General features: G+C 51.7%; 17 protein-coding genes. 3 read left to right on the forward strand and 14 right to left on the reverse strand.

The features are described 5' to 3' along the window. Positions 1-43 precede the first annotated feature (43 nt). The 14 genes from ftsA to HMPREF2954_RS09265 all read right to left on the reverse strand — a co-directional run bounded on the left by ftsA (position 44) and on the right by HMPREF2954_RS09265 (position 15366). Complete coding sequence (gene ftsA, locus HMPREF2954_RS09200; protein WP_039410422.1) at positions 44-1288, reverse strand: cell division protein FtsA; 1245 nt, start codon at positions 1286-1288, stop codon at positions 44-46. Positions 1289-1368: 80 nt separating this feature from the next. Beyond that, positions 1369-2094: a cell division protein FtsQ/DivIB gene (locus tag HMPREF2954_RS09205; RefSeq protein ID WP_045075285.1), complete on the reverse strand. Its 726-nt coding sequence runs from the start codon at positions 2092-2094 to the stop codon at positions 1369-1371. Next, positions 2084-2998: a D-alanine--D-alanine ligase gene (locus HMPREF2954_RS09210; RefSeq protein ID WP_070689105.1), complete on the reverse strand. Its 915-nt coding sequence runs from the start codon at positions 2996-2998 to the stop codon at positions 2084-2086. Before HMPREF2954_RS09210 ends, HMPREF2954_RS09205 begins: the two co-directional genes overlap by 11 nt. 149 nt (positions 2999-3147) lie before the next feature. Then, on the reverse strand, positions 3148-4557 hold the full coding sequence (gene murC / locus HMPREF2954_RS09215) for a UDP-N-acetylmuramate--L-alanine ligase (RefSeq protein WP_045075282.1): 1410 nt from the start codon (positions 4555-4557) through the stop codon (positions 3148-3150). Positions 4558-4811: 254 nt separating this feature from the next. Then, positions 4812-5639 carry a class I SAM-dependent methyltransferase gene (locus HMPREF2954_RS09220; protein ID WP_045075280.1) on the reverse strand — a complete coding sequence of 276 codons (828 nt, stop codon included), beginning with the start codon at positions 5637-5639 and terminating at the stop codon, positions 4812-4814. Positions 5640-5773: 134 nt separating this feature from the next. Further along, positions 5774-6841: an undecaprenyldiphospho-muramoylpentapeptide beta-N-acetylglucosaminyltransferase gene (gene murG, locus HMPREF2954_RS09225; RefSeq protein WP_045075278.1), complete on the reverse strand. Its 1068-nt coding sequence runs from the start codon at positions 6839-6841 to the stop codon at positions 5774-5776. A gap of 3 nt (positions 6842-6844) precedes the next feature. Continuing rightward, positions 6845-8107 (reverse strand): FtsW/RodA/SpoVE family cell cycle protein, encoded by a 1263-nt coding sequence (locus HMPREF2954_RS09230; RefSeq protein WP_045075276.1) that lies wholly within the window; start codon positions 8105-8107, stop codon positions 6845-6847. Positions 8108-8429: 322 nt separating this feature from the next. Beyond that, entirely contained in the window at positions 8430-9926 is a 1497-nt protein-coding gene (locus HMPREF2954_RS09235; RefSeq protein WP_045075274.1) for an amidase, read from the reverse strand. A 243-nt stretch (positions 9927-10169) separates the two neighbouring features. Continuing rightward, positions 10170-11507 (reverse strand): UDP-N-acetylmuramoyl-L-alanine--D-glutamate ligase, encoded by a 1338-nt coding sequence (gene murD, locus HMPREF2954_RS09240; RefSeq protein WP_045075273.1) that lies wholly within the window; start codon positions 11505-11507, stop codon positions 10170-10172. A gap of 34 nt (positions 11508-11541) precedes the next feature. Beyond that, a complete protein-coding gene (locus tag HMPREF2954_RS09245; protein ID WP_039410398.1) occupies positions 11542-12066 on the reverse strand; it encodes a hypothetical protein in 525 nt (174 codons plus the stop codon). 25 nt (positions 12067-12091) lie between these two features. Beyond that, entirely contained in the window at positions 12092-13102 is a 1011-nt protein-coding gene (locus HMPREF2954_RS09250; protein WP_045075271.1) for a hypothetical protein, read from the reverse strand. A 19-nt stretch (positions 13103-13121) separates the two neighbouring features. Continuing rightward, a complete protein-coding gene (locus tag HMPREF2954_RS09255) occupies positions 13122-13733 on the reverse strand; it encodes a hypothetical protein (protein ID WP_045075270.1) in 612 nt (203 codons plus the stop codon). Between the two features lie 291 nt (positions 13734-14024). Further along, positions 14025-14624 (reverse strand): hypothetical protein, encoded by a 600-nt coding sequence (locus HMPREF2954_RS09260; protein WP_045075268.1) that lies wholly within the window; start codon positions 14622-14624, stop codon positions 14025-14027. 262 nt (positions 14625-14886) lie between these two features. Further along, positions 14887-15366 (reverse strand): group II truncated hemoglobin, encoded by a 480-nt coding sequence (locus HMPREF2954_RS09265; protein ID WP_070689106.1) that lies wholly within the window; start codon positions 15364-15366, stop codon positions 14887-14889. Positions 15367-15578: 212 nt separating this feature from the next. Here HMPREF2954_RS09265 and HMPREF2954_RS09270 point away from each other — a divergent pair, with 212 nt between their 5' ends. From HMPREF2954_RS09270 to argJ, 3 genes are all read left to right on the forward strand, one after another. Next, positions 15579-15923, forward strand: coding sequence for a CidA/LrgA family protein (locus HMPREF2954_RS09270; protein ID WP_045075265.1), 345 nt, complete (start codon positions 15579-15581; stop codon positions 15921-15923). Continuing rightward, positions 15923-16624 carry an LrgB family protein gene (locus HMPREF2954_RS09275; RefSeq protein ID WP_045075379.1) on the forward strand — a complete coding sequence of 234 codons (702 nt, stop codon included), beginning with the start codon at positions 15923-15925 and terminating at the stop codon, positions 16622-16624. Before HMPREF2954_RS09270 ends, HMPREF2954_RS09275 begins: the two co-directional genes overlap by 1 nt. An 82-nt stretch (positions 16625-16706) precedes the next feature. Beyond that, positions 16707-17927, forward strand: coding sequence for a bifunctional glutamate N-acetyltransferase/amino-acid acetyltransferase ArgJ (gene argJ, locus HMPREF2954_RS09280; protein WP_045075263.1), 1221 nt, complete (start codon positions 16707-16709; stop codon positions 17925-17927). Positions 17928-17966 lie beyond the last annotated feature (39 nt).

Consider the following 17966-nt stretch of genomic DNA (forward strand, 5'->3'; position numbering starts at 1 on the left):
CCCAACAGCAACTCATTTTCCCTGTAAGCAAGTAACGGAACAATCAGAAATTGTCTTTAACGAATTTCATCAATCTTGCCCACAAACTGATTTTTTCAGCCTGGTCATGAACTACGATAGCGCCGGTCACCGGTGCGCCGTCTTCCTCTCCCCTTGCCGCCTGCAAAAGACCGATGGCGGTTGAGTAGCGCGGATTGCGGATTCGTTCGGATACGCCGCCCATTTCCTGAGGTACGCCGATGCGTGCAGGCAGGCCGAACACTTCTTCGGCAAGCTCAACGATGCCGGTCAGCATAGATGCGCCGCCAGTCAGAACGATGCCCGATGTGAGGACTTCTTCAGGGAAGCCGGAACGGCGCAATTCGTTAAGGGTCAGCTCCAAGATTTCTTCGACGCGCGGACCGATGACGCTTGCCAAAACGCGGCGGGAAATCTGACGGGGTTGGCGGTCGCCGACGCTGGGGACTTCGACCATTTCGTCCAAGCCGTCCATATCGGGAATCGCCACGCCGTAGTGGATTTTGATGTATTCGGCAGCGCTGTGCGGGGTGCGCAGTGCTTGTGCCAAGTCTTTGGTAATCAAATCGCCCGCCACGGGAATAACGGCAGTATGGCGGATGGCGCCGTTGGTATAAACGGCAATATCGGTCGTACCGCCGCCGATGTCGATGACGCATACGCCCAAATCTTTTTCGTCTTCAGTCAAAACAGCCTGACCGCTCGCCAAAGGCTGAAGCATGATTTGGTCCATCTGCAAACCGCAACGATGGATACATTTTTGGATGTTTTGCAGGGCGGTATTGGCACCGGTAATGATATGTACGCGGGTATCGAGACGGACGCCGCTCATACCGATAGGCTCTTTGACGCCGGGCTGGTTGTCGATGATGTATTCTTGCACCACGGTATGCAGGATATTGTGATCCGGCGGGATGTTGATGGCTTTGGCGGTTTCGATGGCGCGGTCGATGTCGGCTTGCGAAACTTCACCGTCTTTGATTTTGACAACCCCTTGCGAATTCAAGCTGCGGATATGGTTACCCGCGATACCGGTCGTAACGTGGCTGATTTTGGTGTCCGCCATCAATTCGGCTTCATTGACTGCCTGCTGAATGGCTTGGGCCGTCGCGTCAATGTTGGTTACCATGCCTGCTTTAAGGCCGCGAGACGGTGCCTGTCCGAGTCCGACGATGTGGATTTCGTTGTCGTCTTGTACTTCGCCAATCAGGGCGATGACTTTGGATGTGCCGATATCGAGGGCACTGATATATTTACCTTGTTGTTCCATTATATTTGCTCGTTATTTCGCTGGAGTTATAGCTATTTGTCTGTATTGGCAATAGTTTGCTTCACGCCGTTTGCTTGGCTTTAGTCGTCTGAAACATTTTCAGACGGCGTCTCTGATGTGTAACGCACGGAAAATCCGTCTTTATACCGCATATCAACGTAGGATAACCGATTTTGATTTTTACGCAACAGCGTCGGCCAAATTTCGGCGAAAAGCTGTAGGCGTTTGATTTCGTTCTCTCTTCCCAGCCTGACGGTAATCCCGTTATCCAAGACCACCAACCAGGCGGAGCGCGGCGTATAAATCAGTTCTTTAATCGCCAGATTTTGCCGGCGGAGGATGTCGGAAAATTCTTCGTAGTGTTTGACCATGTCTTTGCCCGTACCCGGCTGTCCTTCAAAGACAGGCAGCTTGGCTTTAAGCTGGGCGTCAAACACATTGCCTTTGGAATCGACCAAACCGCCGCTGCGCCAATGGGCGACAGGCACGCGCTCGGTCAAATGGATTTCGACGGTATCGGGAAAGCGGCGGCGCACCATGGCGGAATCCACCCATGGCAGCTTTTGAAAGGCTGCCTGAATACCGTCCAAATCGGCACGGAAAATATTGCTGTGCGTGTGCTGTTGAGCGGCGCGCTGAAGTTCCTTCCCGTCCGAATAGGTCAGTTTGCCCTGTATGGACACTTGTTTGACGGGAAAATGATTGGAGTTGTATAGCCAGGCTATGCAGGTGCCGATGAGCAGCAATGCCATCAGCAGCAATAGCCAGCGGGTCAGCCGACCCAGTGCGCTTGCGTCATCCCACATGTGCGGTTTTCAGAATTTCAATACATAAATCGGCAAAATCCACGCCGGTATGGGCAGCGGATTTCGGTACTAAACTGTGGCTCGTCATGCCGGGCAGCGTGTTGATTTCCAAGAGATAAAGTTTGCCGTCGGTATCTTTGAGGAAATCGACGCGCACGCAGCCCTCTGCCCCGATTGCCTGCGCCCCGCGGACTGCCAGAGAGCGCATCAGGTTTTCTTCAGCCTCGCTCAAGTCTTCGGACGGACATTGATAAACAGTGTCGTCGCGGTTGTATTTGGCTTCGTAGTCGTAAAACTCGGTCGCGGGGATGATGTGTATGCTGGGCAGGCCTTTGCCGTTCAACACGGGGCAGGAATATTCGCCGCCACCGATGAATCGCTCGGCAATGATTTCGCCTTGAAGGTGTTTCAATTCTTCGTAAACGCTTTTTAGACGACCTTTTTCTTTCACTTTCACAACGCCGACGCTGCTGCCTTCGGCTGCCGGTTTAACGAACATGGGCAAGCCGAGTTGTTGTTCGACGGCATCAAAATCGGAGTCTTCGTGCAAAACGGCAAACTCGGGAACGGGCAGCCCCAAAGCTTGCCAAATCAGTTTGCAGCGGTATTTGTCCATGCCGATGGCTGAAGCGGCGACACCGCTGCCGGTATAAGGAATGCCCAACAATTCCAACGCGCCCTGAACGGCACCGTCTTCGCCGTAAGTACCGTGGAGGATATTGAAAGCAGTTTGGAAACCTTGGGTTTTCAATTCCGCCAAGGGCGTTTCTTTAGGATCGAAGGCGTGTGCGTCTACGCCTTTGCTTTTTAAGGCATTCAAAATGGCGGCACCGCTATCCAGCGAAATTTCGCGTTCGCTGGAAAAGCCGCCCATCAATACGGCTACTTTGCCAAAATTCTGCATTGTTTTTGTTCTTTCTTGATTACTTCATTTTTTGATACAGGTCGTCTGAAAACGAATCGGGTTTTCAGACGACCTTAATCTTGCTTGCCCACCCGATGGAACATCGCTTCATCAGGCGGCTATCGCGGCATCACGATAAAATTTCCGCCTCAGGCTTTTTTCGAAAACTCCAGCATCGCGGCAGGAACACGATTGATGCTGCCTGCACCCATATTCAACACGATGTCGCCGTCCTGTAAAACGTTCAACAGCATTTCAGGCAAGTCGGCGACGTTTTCGCAGTAAATCGGCTCGAGTTTGCCCAATACGCGGATGGCGCGGGCAAGGGCGCGGGAGTCGGCGGCGGCAATCGGTTCTTCGCCGGCGGCATAAACTTCGGTCAACACCAGCGCGTCAACGGTATTGAGGACTTTGGTGAAGTCTTCAAACAAATCGCGTGTGCGGGTATATCGGTGCGGCTGGAAGGCGAGCACCAAACGTTTTTCCGGATACGCGCCGCGTGCGGCGGAGAGGGTCGCCGCCATTTCGACGGGATGGTGTCCGTAATCGTCCACCAACAGCGCGGTTCCGCCGTTGGGCAGCTTGATGTCGCCGTATTTTTGGAAGCGGCGGCCGACACCTTCAAAACCGAGCAAGCCGCGCTGAATCGCTTCGACGGATGCGCCGACTTCCAGCGCCACACCGATGGCTGCCAAAGCATTGAGGACGTTGTGTCTGCCGGGCATATTCAACACGACTTCAAACGGCGCCTGCTCATGCCCTTTCATTTGGACATGAACGGTAAACTTCATTTGCGCGCCGACGCTTTCGATGTCGGTCGCGTAAATATCGGCGGCATCGTCCAAGCCGTAAGTGGCGTATGGCTTGCTCACTTTGGGTAAAATCGCGCGGACGTGTTCGCTGTCGATACACAAAAACGCTTTGCCGTAGAACGGCATACGGTGGATGAAATCGACAAACGCCTGATGCAGTTTTTCGACGCTGTGTCCGTAGGTATCCATGTGGTCTTCATCGATATTGGTGACGACGGACATAATCGGAGTCAGATGCAGGAAAGACGCATCGGACTCGTCGGCTTCGGCAACGATATATTCGCCTTTGCCCAAGCGGGCGTTGGTACCTGCGGCATTGAGTTTACCGCCGATAACGAAAGTGGGGTCGAGACCTGCCGCGCCGAGGATGGAGGCAGTCAGGCTGGTGGTCGTGGTTTTGCCGTGCGTACCGGCAATGGCGATGCCGTCACGGAAGCGCATCAGTTCCGCCAGCATCAAGGCGCGCGGAATGACGGGGATTTGCTGCTCCAGCGCAGCGACGACTTCGGGATTGTCTTTTTTGACGGCGGTAGAAGTTACGACAACATCCGCACCGTTGACATGTTCGGCGGTATGGCCGGGATAAACTTGAATACCCAAGCTGCTCAAATGCTCGGTAACCGCATTTCTAGCCTGATCCGAACCGGAAACTTTAAAGCCCAAATTGTGTAAAACTTCGGCGATACCGCTCATGCCGACGCCGCCGATACCGACAAAATGGATGTTGGTGACTCGATTTTTCATCATGATGTTGCGTTCCGGTGGATTTTCGATGCGTAAAGGCGTTATTTTAAAGGGCTATCCGCTTCTGCGCCATAGTTTTCTTGTAAATTAAAGATGTTTCGGCATACAGGATTTCACATTGGTTGCAATATGGGTAAAAAAGAGGTTTCATTCAGCGGCAAATTACTCATTTTTAAACTCGAATTCAGCTACCAAAATACCAGCAAAAACAAAACATAAGGTCGTCTGAAACTGGTTTTCAGACGACCTCTCGTTTATCAACTTGACGGCATCTGTATCCTCATCAAGCGCATATCCAATTTGCGCCGTCCCCACGCGGTCGCATACAAAAGGCGCAAAAGCCACGGATAACGCGGTTTGCAGACGCTGCTCAAGCCCGCTTCTTCGATGATTTCCACACCCGGCATCAGCCGTCGGATGTCGTCCGTTCCGCTTATTGCCCAGCGGAATTCGGGCGGTTTGTCCATTTTACCGAGTGCGTCGTGGCGTTTGCTTTTTCCGATGTAGGCCTTGGGGATAGTGTCAAAGGCGAGTTGGGCGTTCGGCAGGCGGCGTGCAACCTGTTTGAAAAAGTCCTGTACTTGCGCTTCTTCAAAATACATCAACACGCCTTCGATGACGAGCAACACGGGTTTTCCGTGCGCGGCAACGGTGTTCATCCACGCTTCGTCGAACATGGACGCGCCCAGATAATGATTGTCCGACTCGGGCAGCAGCATACGCCGCACTTCAATCACTTCCGGCAAATCCAAATCATACCAAGCGGTAATGCGCGGCCTACCCAAACGTTCGTAACGCGCATCCAGCCCCGCACCGATTTGCACGACGACGGCATCGGGATGTTCGGCGATAAAGTGCCGGGTCATATCGTCCAACAGCTTCGCCCGCCCGCAACAGCCGACCTGCGATGCTTTGGCTTTGGCAAACTTGCCGAAGTCGTAGTCAATCTTGCCCAACATCCGCACGGCTTCGTCATCGCGCAAAAGCGGCTGCGCCCTACCCTGCTCCACCGCCTTCGCCCACAGGGGAATCAGCATGGTGCTGGACAGGGCGGAAACGGTTTCGGGAGAGATTTTTTCGGACATGGCGGCCTCCAATGAGAGAAATTCCTATTTACATCATACTCCCGCACAATACGGCTGCCAAGTTGCAAAAAGGTCGTCTGAAACCCGTTTCTTGGTTTTCAGACGACCTTTGTTTCGTTCATCACATTATGTCATCATGCCGTACACGCAATGGCGGCTTCCGCCACATCGTCCGCGCTGTGCGGCAGCGCCAATGTGCGGGCGTTTTCCGCCCATTTGAGGCATTTTTCGCGGTTTAAGCCGCCGAGGATTTCGGCGAGTTTTTCCGCTGTCAGCTGGGTTTGCGGCAACAACAATCCTGCTTCTGCCTGCACCATAAAACGCGCATTGGCGGTTTGATGGTCATCGACGGCGTAAGGATACGGCACCAGCAGCGCACCCAGCCCCGCCGCCGTCAACTCGGCAATCGTCAGCGCGCCGGCACGACAAATCACCAAATCGGCATCGCGGTAGGCGGACACCATGTCGGTAATAAATTCCACGCATTCGGCTTTCACACCCAACGCGTCGTAATCCGCCTGCAAGCTGCCCAGCTTGCCCCGACCCGATTGGTGGTACATCTGCGGGCGCGTATCGTCAGGCAGCAAAGCCAATGCCTGCGGTACGGTTTTGTTCAAAACGTCTGCACCCAAACTGCCGCCGACCACCAATATTTTCAGACGACCTTCACGCCCTTGGAAGCGTTCGGCAGGCGCAGGCAGGTTGGCAATATCGGCGCGGACGGGGTTGCCGACCAAACCGCCTTCGTGGCTGAACGCTTTCGGGAAAGCGTATAACACCCGCTTCGCCCAGCGCGACAGTTGGCGGTTGGACAAACCTGCCACGGCATTTTGCTCGTGAATCACAATCGGCACGCCCAAGAGTTTCGCCGCCAAGCCGCCGGGGAAGGTAACGAAGCCGCCGAAACCGATGACGCATTCGACGCGGTGTTTGCGGATAATGCGCTGCGCTTCGCGAACGGTTTTATACAAAGTAAACGGCAGCATCAGCTTGCGTTTGATGCCGTTGCCGCGCACGCCTTTAATCGCCAGCGTTTCGAGCAGGATGTCGTATTGCGGCACGATGCGTTCTTCCATCGAGCCTTCGCTGCCCAGCCAAATCACATGATGGCCACGCGCGCGCAATGAATCCGCCACCGCCAGCGCAGGGAAAATATGGCCGCCGGTACCGCCCGCCATCAGCATGAAAGTTTTACCGCCCATGATTTACTCCACTTGGTAACCGCGCATTTTTTTGCGGTTTTCATAATCGACGCGCAACAATAAGGTAACGCACACCAGCATAACGGCAACCGCCGAACCGCCGTAAGACATCAACGGCAAAGTCAGGCCTTTGGTGGGCAGGATACCGATGTTGACGCCGATATTGAAGAAACTTTGAATCCCTATCCAAATACCGATGCCGTTGGCGACATACGCGCTGAACGTCAGCCCGGAATCACGCGCCTGCTTGCCGATGGAGAATGCGCGCATCACCAGCCAGCCGTAGCAGAACACCAAAATACACATCCCCACAAACCCGAATTCCTCGCCGATGACGGCAAAGATAAAGTCGGTATGCGCCTCGGGCAGGTAGAAGCGTTTTTCCAAACTCGCGCCCAAACCCTGACCGAACCATTCGCCGCGCGCAATCGCCATCAACGAATGCGTCAACTGATAACCCTTGCCCAAAGGGTCGCCCCAAGGGTCCAAGAATGCCGACACGCGCGCCATACGGTAGGGTGCCGCCAAAATCATCACGCCCATCCCCCCCAGCACGCTCAGTACCAAGACGGCAAAATATTTCCACGGAAAACCCGCCAAAAACAGCATACCCATCGTAATCGACACAATCACGACAAACGAACCGAAGTCAGGTTGCGCCATCACAAAAACCAAACCCAGCGCAATCATCACGATAGGCAGCAGGATGTTTTTAAACTTCTTCAGCTTCTGCCAAGTTTTCTGACGCGCTTCCTTGCTGAACGGGCACATAAAAGCATTGAACAAACCGACAAACAGCGGTTTCAAACCCAAAGAGTCCATACTGCGCAAAACTTCCTCACGCCGCGTGAACAGGCTGGACAAATACAGAACCGTCGCCAGCTTGAACAACTCGGTCGGCTGAAGATTGAGCGGTCCGATATGTATCCAACGCGTCGCCCCGTTGATTTCACGGCCGACAAACAACACGACCACCAGCAAAATCGCGGAAAAAACAAAATAAAACGGAATGATTTTCCGCCAAAAGCTCATGCTCAACAGCGACAGCCCGAGGCAGCCCAATACGCTCGCGCCGACAAACATCGCCTGCTTGCTGACAAAAGAAAACTGATTGCCGCCTTCGGACGCGGCATAGGCAATCGACGCAGAATAAATCATCACCAGGCTGAAGGCGGTCATCAAAACGACCATCCACAACAGTGACACATCGAATTTCCGACCGTCCAAAGAAATCGGGCGGTCGAGAAGTTTGGAAAGACTAATCATGAAAAACATCCGTATGGGGGCAGACGGAAAAATCCGCCCCGGAACAACCAGAACAAAGCGTTTCAGACGACCCTCCGCCTAATCGGGACATCGAAGGTCGTCTGAAAAAATAGCGTGAATCAGAAAAACGTCATTCTAAAGGTTTCTTGCCAAAGCAACAATTCAGATTCTTTAAAGACAGTCGGATTCCGGCGTTCTTTGCGCCCTCCCCTACCCATCACACACGCAAAAAAGGTCGTCTGAAAACGCTTTTATGTTTTCAGACGACCTTATCTCAATCTTTTCCTCAAGCAAACAGACCGCTTCTTATCCAATGCAAACCCTAAACCGACTGCGGTATTTCCGCCCACAGCTGTATCTGTTCCAACTGCGCGGCGAGGCGGAGCAGCGTGTCTTCGCGTCCGTGTGCGGCGGCGAACTGGATGCCGACGGGCAGCCCGTGATGCCGGTAAAGCGGCACGCTCATGGCGGGGTTGCCGCTCATGTTCAGCGGCGATGTATAGCCGACGTATTGCAGCGCGGCGGCGGCTTCTTTTTCTAAAAACGGGTTGTTTTTCAACAGAAAACCCAAGCGCAGCGTGCCGAACAGCAGGCGCATGGCTTTTTGTGCGGCGGGCGGAGGCATCATCTCGCCGATTTTCGGCGTGGTGCGCGGGCAGACGGGCGTCATCAACGCGTCGTAGCGCATGAAAAATGCTTTGGCGGCACGTTCCTGCGCCAGCATCACGTCGCGCGCCCATGCCATTTCACCCGCGCTGATTTGCCGACCCTGCACAATCATTGCCCACGTTGTCGGCTCAAGCAGGCGGTGCGGCAGTTTTTGTCCGGTTTCGTATTGATATTGGTAGAACAGTTTTGCCGTTTCGCCCATGACGATGATGCGGGCGGCTCGGTTGAGCTGTTCAGGCGGCGCAAAATCGGGCGTGGCTTCTTCCAATTCGTGTCCCGCGTCTTGCATCAGTTTCAAACTATGGGCGAACGCGGCTTCCGTGCCTTCGTCGTTGCCGCCGCCAAACCATGCCTGTTTCCAAAAAGCTATTTTCAGACGACCTGTTTCTTGTTTCAGGCTGCCTGCAAAACCGTTTTCGGGCGGCGGCGGGCAGGCATACAGGGCGCGCTCTTGGGTTCGGGCGGCGATGTCCAGCAAAACCGCGCTGTCGCGCACGCTGCGGGTCAAGACATGGTCGCATACCAATCCTTGCCATGCTTCCGATGCGTTCGGCGCGTAACTGCTGCGGCCGCGCGTGGGTTTCAGCCCGAACACGCCGCAGTTGTGCGCGGGTAAGCGGATGGAGCCGCCGCCGTCACTGCCGTGCGCTGCGGGTACGACGCCCGAAGCCACTGCCGCCGCAGCACCGCCGCTGCTGCCGCCTGCGGTATAGTCCAAATGCCACGGATTGCGCGTGATGCCGTAAATTTCGGTTTCGGTAACAGCATATGCGCCCCATTCGGGCGTGGTGGTTTTGCCGAACACGCGCAGCCCTGCATCGAGATAGGCTTGGGTTAAGTCGCTGTTTTGCTTGGCAATGTAATGCTGCATCATGCGCGAACCCGACCATGTCGGCGCGCCTTCCCAATCCGCCAGCAGGTCTTTGAGCAAAAACGGTACGCCCGCCAGCTGCGTATCGGCATTTTCAGACGACCACTGCCACGCCGCCGCGCGTTCGCGCAAATCGTGCGCCAACAGATTGAGCTTGGGATTGACTTCGTCCAAGCGGCTTAAAGCAGCCCGCAACACTTCATCTGCGGACACTTCTTTTTTGCGGATCAGCTCTGCCAAACCGACGGCATCGTAACGGATGTAGTCTTGAAAATTCATGGGTTTTCCTTTCGGATTGATGAACACACGTTTTTTCGGTCAGGCATGACTGCCCGCCGCCTCGCCGTTTGCCCGCATAGGCAATTTTTAAGAAACAGTAATACCGTATAAAGGAAAGAAACAAGCTTATCGTTGCTGCAAAAAGGTCGTCTGAAACTGCCTTGACGTTTGCAGACGACCTTTTTGCAAATAGTGCTCAAGGTTTACGGTAAAACCAACCCTCTTTTCATGTTTCAGACGACCTTACAAAGCCTTAAACGCCTCGATAAAGACTTCCGAACGGTGCGCATAGCCTTTGAACATATCGAAGCTCGCGCAGGCGGGGCTGAGCAGTATGATATCGCCCGCTTCGGCTTGGGCGTATGCCGTCTGAACCGCTTCTTCCAAAGTGGCGCAGTCGGTCATATTCAGACCGCAGCCGTCCAAATCGCGGCGGATTTGCGGCGCATCGACGCCGATCAGGAACACGCCTTTTGCCTTGCCGGCAAGCGCGTCGCGCAGGGGCGTGAAGTCCTGCCCTTTGCCCATGCCGCCCAAAATCACGAAGAGCGGATTTTGCAAACCGGCAATTGCGGCGGCGGTCGCGCCGACGTTCGTGCCTTTGCTGTCGTCGATAAACACCACGCCGTTTTTCTCGCCGATTTTTTCCACGCGGTGCGGCAGGCCTTGGAAGGTTTTGACGTGTTCGAGCAATGCTTCGCGCGGCAAACCGACGGCTTCGCACAAAGCTACGGCAGCCATGACGTTGGCGGCGTTGTGCAGGCCTTGCAGCGGGATGTCTTGAGTGGCAATCAAATCTTCATTGCCTTGTTTCAGACGACCCGTCTCGCGTTCCAACCAAAAATCGGCCTCGTGTTCCAACGAAAACCATTTCACCTCGCGCCCGGCCCGTTTCATGGCGCGGCAGAACACGTCGTCTGAATTCAAAACCTGCACGCCATCGCCACGGAAAATCTTGGCTTTGGTATGCGCATAGTCGAGCAAATCGTCGTAGCGGTCGAGATGGTCTTCGGAAATGTTCAGCACCGTCGCCGCAGTCGGGCGCAGGCTTTCGGTGTTTTCCAGTTGGAAGCTGGAAAGCTCCAACACCCACACATCTGCCTTCTTGCCTTCACGCTGCAATTCCGCCTCCAAAACCGGCGTGCCGATATTGCCCGCGATAACGGTATCCAGCCCGCACTTGATGCAGAGATAGCCCACCAGGCTCGTTACCGTGGTTTTGCCGTTGCTGCCGGTAATCGCAATTACCTTGTCACCGCGGCGGTTCACAATGTCCGCCAGCAATTCGATGTCGCCCAACACGCGCCCGCCGTTTTGCTTGAACGCCTCAATATCCGGCTGACGCTCGCTGATGCCGGGACTGAGCGCCAGAATATTGAAACCGTTGTCCAACGCATCTTTCAGACGACCCGTGTAAAACACCAGCCCGTCAAACATCTTACCGATTTGCGACACGCGCTCCGGTTTCAGCTCCGCATCATAAGCGGCAACCTCCGCGCCGTTTTTGCGCAGATAGGCAATCATGGAAATACCCGTGCCGCCGAGTCCGGCGACGAGGATTTTTTTGTTTTGGAAAGTCATTTTGGTTTTGTCCTAAGTTTTTTCAGACGACGTTTTATTTCTTTCTCGGTTTTGCCTGACGATAGCCGTTACCGACATTTTTACCCGCATTGATACAAATGCGCCCTTCACATATGTAGGCATCCGACTCAGCAAATGCTTTGGCAGTTTCAATGGCATGTTCATAACTCTCCAATTCCTCACGCCTATCAGCCAAATCAACAACCGTATATCGCACCACCACAAACAATATAATGGCAGCAATAGCTAATACTACACCAATGCCGATATACCAGCTTTTGATGATTTTATTGAATTTCCCCACTTCACGATTTAATTCATCAACCGCCCTTCTATACCCCTCGCTTGCCGAATCCAGCGACTGTACGGTTTCTTGGCGGATGGTTTTCCCTGCATTGTCAACTATATTGCCGACCTGTCGTCTGAACCGTTCTGACTCCTCCGACAAAGCACGCTGTTGCTCGTTGATTCGGTCATCGATTTTTCGCCCGTGTTCAATAACGTCCGCCCGCAACATTATCAACACCTTTATAGCCTCATCAAATTTCTTATCGTCCATTTAAACCTTCCCGAATATACGGATTTCAAAGCGTTCTGACCATTGCACGGCTTGAATGTGCCAACTCCTGTTGCCGCTCCAATTCCTGCTGCTCTTTATATTCAGTATATTCAGTCAACAGGTTTTCTCCCTGCCTCAGGATACGCTGACCTTCTTCCGACTGCGCCAGACTTTTACCTAACATATCTAACTGACTGCTGTCCGCAGACAAAACCACAGAGTATAAATCACTGCCGCTCAGATGGTTCCAGTCGGGATTGCGGTAGTCGAAAGAATGTTTTTGATGCTCGAGCTGTTTCTGTTCGTTACGATTATAAAGGACTCCATTTTTCTCTAGCCTGTCTATGATACTATCACTGATTCCAAGTGCCCCTGAGCCTACTTTTAACCCATTAATCCAGCTCCTATGCGAAGATTTATTCTTTTCGATACGGTAATCTTCTTCTGTTAAAGTACGTGTTTTTACATTACCGGTAAAAGTAATTTCTACAGTCCTGCCGATACCGGCAGGATCGATTTCTCGTTGAAGTTTGGAATTGACTATTTCTGAAGTCCACCCACCTGTAAAATCAAAATTTTCATTTTTGTACGGTCGAATGGCAAAATCCTTGACATACCTCCTGCCATCAGGCTCAACCACAAACCGTGCTTTATCGTCCAGCATAAAAGCACTGGTATTCCAAATATATGCTCGCTCAACCAAATCGTCTTTGCCATCATCGTACATAGCAAGCGTCAGCGACATCCATCCTCTGTCCAAGCCGAAATGCTTCATAACTTCGGCCTTGCTGTATTCTCCAGGTTTTAATCTGTAAGCAGGTTTATGATGGTTTTCATTAAAAAATTTATCGACATATTCAAAATCCGACGCTCTTGCAAAACGTCCAGGACCATTCATAAAATCTTGCGCTGAAACGGGATATGGCAATGTAGACTGACGAGAAACTAAACTTTGATGAACTTTATTCTTAGGAGGAATGGTCTGTCCGTATAAATAAAGGCTTGTCATCTCTTCCATTGTTGGTAATTTAGCCATTTTTAATCCTTTCTAACTTTTAAAAATATAGATAACTGGGAATTTCAAAAACTTCCCCGCAACGGCTCACTCCATAATAGCTTCTTGTTTTTTCAATTTTTTGATAAACACGCTTTTGTTCTTCATCCATTTTAAAATTTGGCCTTATTTGCCAATAATCCAACTTTACATATCCATAAAATTTCCCAATAAGTTTATAGACATACTTAACCGACCCACTACCGTCATCAATATCTCCTGTGTATACATGACAGCAATCATCATTAAATGATTTGAAATTAGCAATATCAAAAATCTCAGGATTTTTAGAAAAATCTTGAGGTTTTTTATATCTTTCCAAAGAAATATCTGAATTCTTATTTATCAACAAAATTATTGCATCATTAACCATTTTTTCTTTTGAATATTCAGAAAAATACTTTCTATCCCGAATGCAATATCCTTTATCTACGATTTGCGACATACCCATATATAAAATTAACGGGGTAACAATGATTAAAATAGCTATACTTCGCTGCATTTTTATAGAAAGAGTGCAGATATATTTATAAATTTTCCATACGATGTACACAATAATAGGAAAAAAGACTATTCCAACTAGCCACATCAGCATTATTCCTACAACATCCATATTACCTCCTGTTTTAGCCGTAGGCCGGATTCAGAATCCGACATTTTAAAGATTTGAGTCAAAACTTCCCACTTAGTAATAATAATTAATCTAATCCATTGTTTACTTTTATCCCTACACTTTGAATTAAGGTAAACATGTACCGATTTATTCTCCCTCTCAAATATTCAATTTACTATTTTACCGACTGCAAATTCTTAGGCGATATTGGCAACAAAATTTTTCTTATTAAAATCCACACTGCTTATCATAAATAGCTCCAACCTAAATTAATCATTTCAGGATAATTAATCATTTCAGGATATTTTGATTTGGATCGATCGCATTAAATAACTCTTTTAATCCTTTTGGATCCAATAAAATCAAAAATCTCTCATCATTTTTAATAATTTTACTGAATAAAAAAGCTTCTCCCTCTGCTGCCTCTCGAGTAAGTATTTGAACAGAATGGTTGTTATACTTAATTTCAATCAATATCAAATACACTGAATTAACTTTATCATTAGGATTTAATGTACTTTTAATTCTATTAAAATTAGAGAAAAAACGAGAAAAGTCTTTTGGCTCTAAACGATAATGAACAGATTTCGTACCAAATAAGTCTTTATGACCTAAACTATCACCTACTCTTTGTTTAATTTGTTCAGCAGTAGAAATCGGCGAAAATGACTCAACAAATCCATAAAGGGCATATACATCGATGGATTTAACACCCTCATTAGGAATCTGTACTATTTCATCTAATTTTTTTGCATTCTTAGCAAAATAAGTATTTATATTAATATTATGTAACTCCTGTTTTTTCGAAATATTCACATCCTTTACCAAAGTTTCTGTTTGGCAGGCTGATAATGTTATACAAAAACTAATTCCAAGTAGGAATCTCAACATAACCATCCTTTCTCATATCTTTTCCAAAATCTTAAAAATATAAATAACTGGAGCTTTAAAAATTTACCATTTTACCTACTAAAAATTCTTAGACAACAATGATTCCACTTTCATTTTCACGGCATTGATCACGATATTAATAAAGAATAATTTCATCTTTATGCAAAGTATTTACTGGAAGAATAGAAAGTCTGAAATATTAGATATTTATTTAACTGGATGAAAATATTCAAACTGCATCGAAGATACTTTCCAGACGATCTCAAGCTTCAAAATACCCGTCCACACCATATTGCTTCAAGACGTTTTTCAGCTCGGTAATGCGTATGGTGGGATCGACCGCCATCGGCGGCATGGGTGGTTCTACGCCTTCTTCGTTTTGGTTGCGCATCCAGTCCGCCATCGCAAAAATACGGATAAGGACGGGCTCGGCGAGGTCTTTGCCGATTTCCAGTTCGCTCATGGCTTGGGCGAAGCAGGCGACCCATTCGTCGCGTACCTGCATATTCACGGCAAAGGGCATGTGCCGCGCGCGCAGCATGGGATGGCCGTATTTCTGCTCGAACAAGGGCGGGCCGCCGAGCCAGCCGCTGAAAAATTCGTAGAGTTTTTCGCGAATCAGCGTCATGTCTTCGCCGTGCATCTGGCGCAGGGCGCGGTATTGCGGCTCGAGTTCCATCAAGTCGTAAAAGCGGTCGGTCAGGTTGCGTACGCCTGTTGCGCCGCCGAATGCGTGATACATAGTGTTCTTTCTTTAAAGGTCGTCTGAAACGGGGATTTTAATGGACTGAGCCGCCTGCGTCATGCACGAGGTCGTCTGAAAACGCGGCTCGGGCAAAATCAAACCGGCAAACGGGTTTTCAGACGACCCCAAGGGCGTTATGATTCAATTATTAACAAAGATTCATAAACCGCCCGTCTGCAAAGCGGCAAACCATAGAGGAAACCCGACCCATGCACACCATCCGCGCCTTGCTCGTCCTGCTCGGCTGCCTCGCGCTCGGCGAAACCGCCGCCTACCTTACGGGCATCAAGCTGCCCGGCAGCATTATCGGCATGGGCATTCTGTTTGCCATGCTTCAGGCGGGGTGGGTGCAAGCCGAGTGGTTGCAGCAGCTTACCGACGCGCTGATGGCAAACCTAACGCTTTTCCTTGTGCCGCCCTGTGTCGCCGTCATCAGCTATTTGGATTTGATTGCCGACAGTTGGCTGTCGATACTCGTCTCCGCCGCCGCCAGTACCGTGTGCGTCCTGTTGGTAACGGGCAAGGTGCACCAATGGATACGGGAGAAAATCTGATGGACGGCATCCTTTCCCTGTGGCAGCAGCCCAGTGTCCTGCTTTTCCTGACGCTGGCGGTTTACGCGCTGGCACTCATCCTCCGCGCGCGGACGGGTTATCTCTTGCTCAACCCCGTCTTAATCAGCACCGTTACCCTGATTGCCTACCTTAAAATCCTCGACATCGACTACGCCGTGTACCACGATGCCGCGCAGTTTATCGACTTCTGGCTCAAACCCGCCGTCGTCGCACTTGCCGTCCCGCTCTACCAAAACCGTCAAAAAATCTTCAGCCAGTGGCTGCCCGTCATCGTCTCGCAGCTCGCCGGCAGCGTGACCGGCATCATCACGGGCATGTATTTCGCCAAATGGCTGGGCGCGGAACGCGAAGTCATCCTTTCGCTCGCCGCCAAATCCGTAACCAACCCCATCGCCATCGAAATCACCCGCACCATAGGCGGCATCCCCGCCATCACCGCCGCCACCGTCATCGTCGCCGGACTGGTCGGGCAGATAGCCGGTTATACCGTGCTTAAAAACACCGTCGGCATGCCCTCGTCGGTCGGCATGTCGCTCGGCACCGCCTCACACGCCATGGGCATCGCCGCCTCGCTCGAGCGCAGCCGGCGCATGGCGGCATACGCAGGGCTGGGGCTGACCCTCAACGGCGTACTGACCGCCGCCATCGCCCCGATTATCATCCCCGTATTAGGATTCTGAACACTTTTCAGACGACCCCGATGAACCAAAAAGGCCGTCTGAAACCCAAACCCATAGCAACCCCAAACAAAGGAGCAGCAAAATGGCAGTCAACCTCACAGAAAAAACCGCAGACCAACTGCTGAACATCGACGGCATCCAACTCTTCACCGCCCGCGCAGGCATCAAACAAACCGACCGCGCCGACCTCACCCTGATGGTACTTTCCGGCGGCAACACCGTCGGTGCCGTCTTCACCACCAACCGCTTCTGCGCCGCCCCCGTCCACATCGCCAAATCACACCTCTTCGACGAAGACGGCGTACGTGCCATCATCATCAACACCGGAAACGCCAACGCCGGTACAGGCGCGCAAGGCAGAATCGACGCCATCGAAACCTGCGCCGCCACCGCCGAACAAACCGGCTGCAAACCCTCACAAGTCCTTCCCTTCTCCACAGGCGTCATCCTCGAGCCCCTGCCCGTCGGCAAAATCATCGCCGCCCTGCCCAAAATGCAGCCCGCCGACTGGGCGGATGCCGCACGCGCCATCATGACCACTGACACCGTGCCCAAATCCGCCTCGCGCGAAGGCAGCGTCGGCGAAAAACACACCGTCCGCGCCACCGGCATCGCCAAAGGTTCCGGCATGATCCATCCCAACATGGCGACCATGCTCTCCTTCATCGCCACCGATGCCAAAGTTTCCCAACCCGTCCTCCAGCTGATGACCCAAGAAATCGCCGACGAAACCTTCAACACCATCACCGTTGACGGCGACACCAGCACCAACGACAGCTTCGTCATCATCGCCACCGGCAAAAACAGCCAAAGCGAAATCGACAACATCGCCGACCCGCGTTACAAACAGCTTAAAGACCTGCTCGGCAGCCTCGCCCTCGAACTTGCCCAAGCCATCGTCCGCGACGGCGAAGGCGCGACCAAATTCATCACCGTCCGCGTCGAAAACGCCAAAACCCGCGACGAAGCCCGCCAAGTCGCCTACGCCGTCGCCCACTCTCCGCTGGTCAAAACCGCCTTCTTCGCCTCCGACCCCAACCTCGGCAGACTGCTCGCTGCCATCGGCTACGCCGGCATCGCCGATTTGGACGCCGACATCCTCGAAATGTATCTGGACGACGTATTGGTTGCCGAAAACGGCGGCCGCGCCGCAAGCTACACCGAAGAACAAGGGCAGGCAGTAATGGCGAAAGATGAAATCACCGTCCGCATCAAACTCCACCGCGGACAAGCCTCCGCCACCGTCTATACCTGCGACCTGTCGCACGACTACGTCTCCATCAACGCAGACTACCGCTCGTAAGGGCAGGTTGTATAGTGGATTAAATTTAAATCAGGACAA

Source organism: Neisseria sp. HMSC067H09 (assembly GCF_001814135.1).
Lineage (GTDB): Bacteria > Pseudomonadota > Gammaproteobacteria > Burkholderiales > Neisseriaceae > Neisseria.

Excerpts from the sequence above, each read along its gene's own strand:
- ftsA (WP_039410422.1), bottom strand. The coding sequence starts at position 1,288 with ATGGAACAACAAGGTAAATATATCAGTGCCCTCGATATCGGCACATCC.
- HMPREF2954_RS09205 (WP_045075285.1), bottom strand. The coding sequence starts at position 2,094 with ATGTGGGATGACGCAAGCGCACTGGGTCGGCTGACCCGCTGGCTATTG.
- HMPREF2954_RS09210 (WP_070689105.1), bottom strand. The coding sequence starts at position 2,998 with ATGCAGAATTTTGGCAAAGTAGCCGTATTGATGGGCGGCTTTTCCAGC.
- murC (WP_045075282.1), bottom strand. The coding sequence starts at position 4,557 with ATGATGAAAAATCGAGTCACCAACATCCATTTTGTCGGTATCGGCGGC.
- HMPREF2954_RS09220 (WP_045075280.1), bottom strand. The coding sequence starts at position 5,639 with ATGTCCGAAAAAATCTCTCCCGAAACCGTTTCCGCCCTGTCCAGCACC.
- murG (WP_045075278.1), bottom strand. The coding sequence starts at position 6,841 with ATGGGCGGTAAAACTTTCATGCTGATGGCGGGCGGTACCGGCGGCCAT.
- HMPREF2954_RS09230 (WP_045075276.1), bottom strand. The coding sequence starts at position 8,107 with ATGATTAGTCTTTCCAAACTTCTCGACCGCCCGATTTCTTTGGACGGT.
- HMPREF2954_RS09235 (WP_045075274.1), bottom strand. The coding sequence starts at position 9,926 with ATGAATTTTCAAGACTACATCCGTTACGATGCCGTCGGTTTGGCAGAG.
- murD (WP_045075273.1), bottom strand. The coding sequence starts at position 11,507 with ATGACTTTCCAAAACAAAAAAATCCTCGTCGCCGGACTCGGCGGCACG.
- HMPREF2954_RS09245 (WP_039410398.1), bottom strand. The coding sequence starts at position 12,066 with ATGGACGATAAGAAATTTGATGAGGCTATAAAGGTGTTGATAATGTTG.
- HMPREF2954_RS09250 (WP_045075271.1), bottom strand. The coding sequence starts at position 13,102 with ATGGCTAAATTACCAACAATGGAAGAGATGACAAGCCTTTATTTATAC.
- HMPREF2954_RS09255 (WP_045075270.1), bottom strand. The coding sequence starts at position 13,733 with ATGGATGTTGTAGGAATAATGCTGATGTGGCTAGTTGGAATAGTCTTT.
- HMPREF2954_RS09260 (WP_045075268.1), bottom strand. The coding sequence starts at position 14,624 with ATGTTGAGATTCCTACTTGGAATTAGTTTTTGTATAACATTATCAGCC.
- HMPREF2954_RS09265 (WP_070689106.1), bottom strand. The coding sequence starts at position 15,366 with ATGTATCACGCATTCGGCGGCGCAACAGGCGTACGCAACCTGACCGAC.
- HMPREF2954_RS09270 (WP_045075265.1), top strand. The coding sequence starts at position 15,579 with ATGCACACCATCCGCGCCTTGCTCGTCCTGCTCGGCTGCCTCGCGCTC.
- HMPREF2954_RS09275 (WP_045075379.1), top strand. The coding sequence starts at position 15,923 with ATGGACGGCATCCTTTCCCTGTGGCAGCAGCCCAGTGTCCTGCTTTTC.
- argJ (WP_045075263.1), top strand. The coding sequence starts at position 16,707 with ATGGCAGTCAACCTCACAGAAAAAACCGCAGACCAACTGCTGAACATC.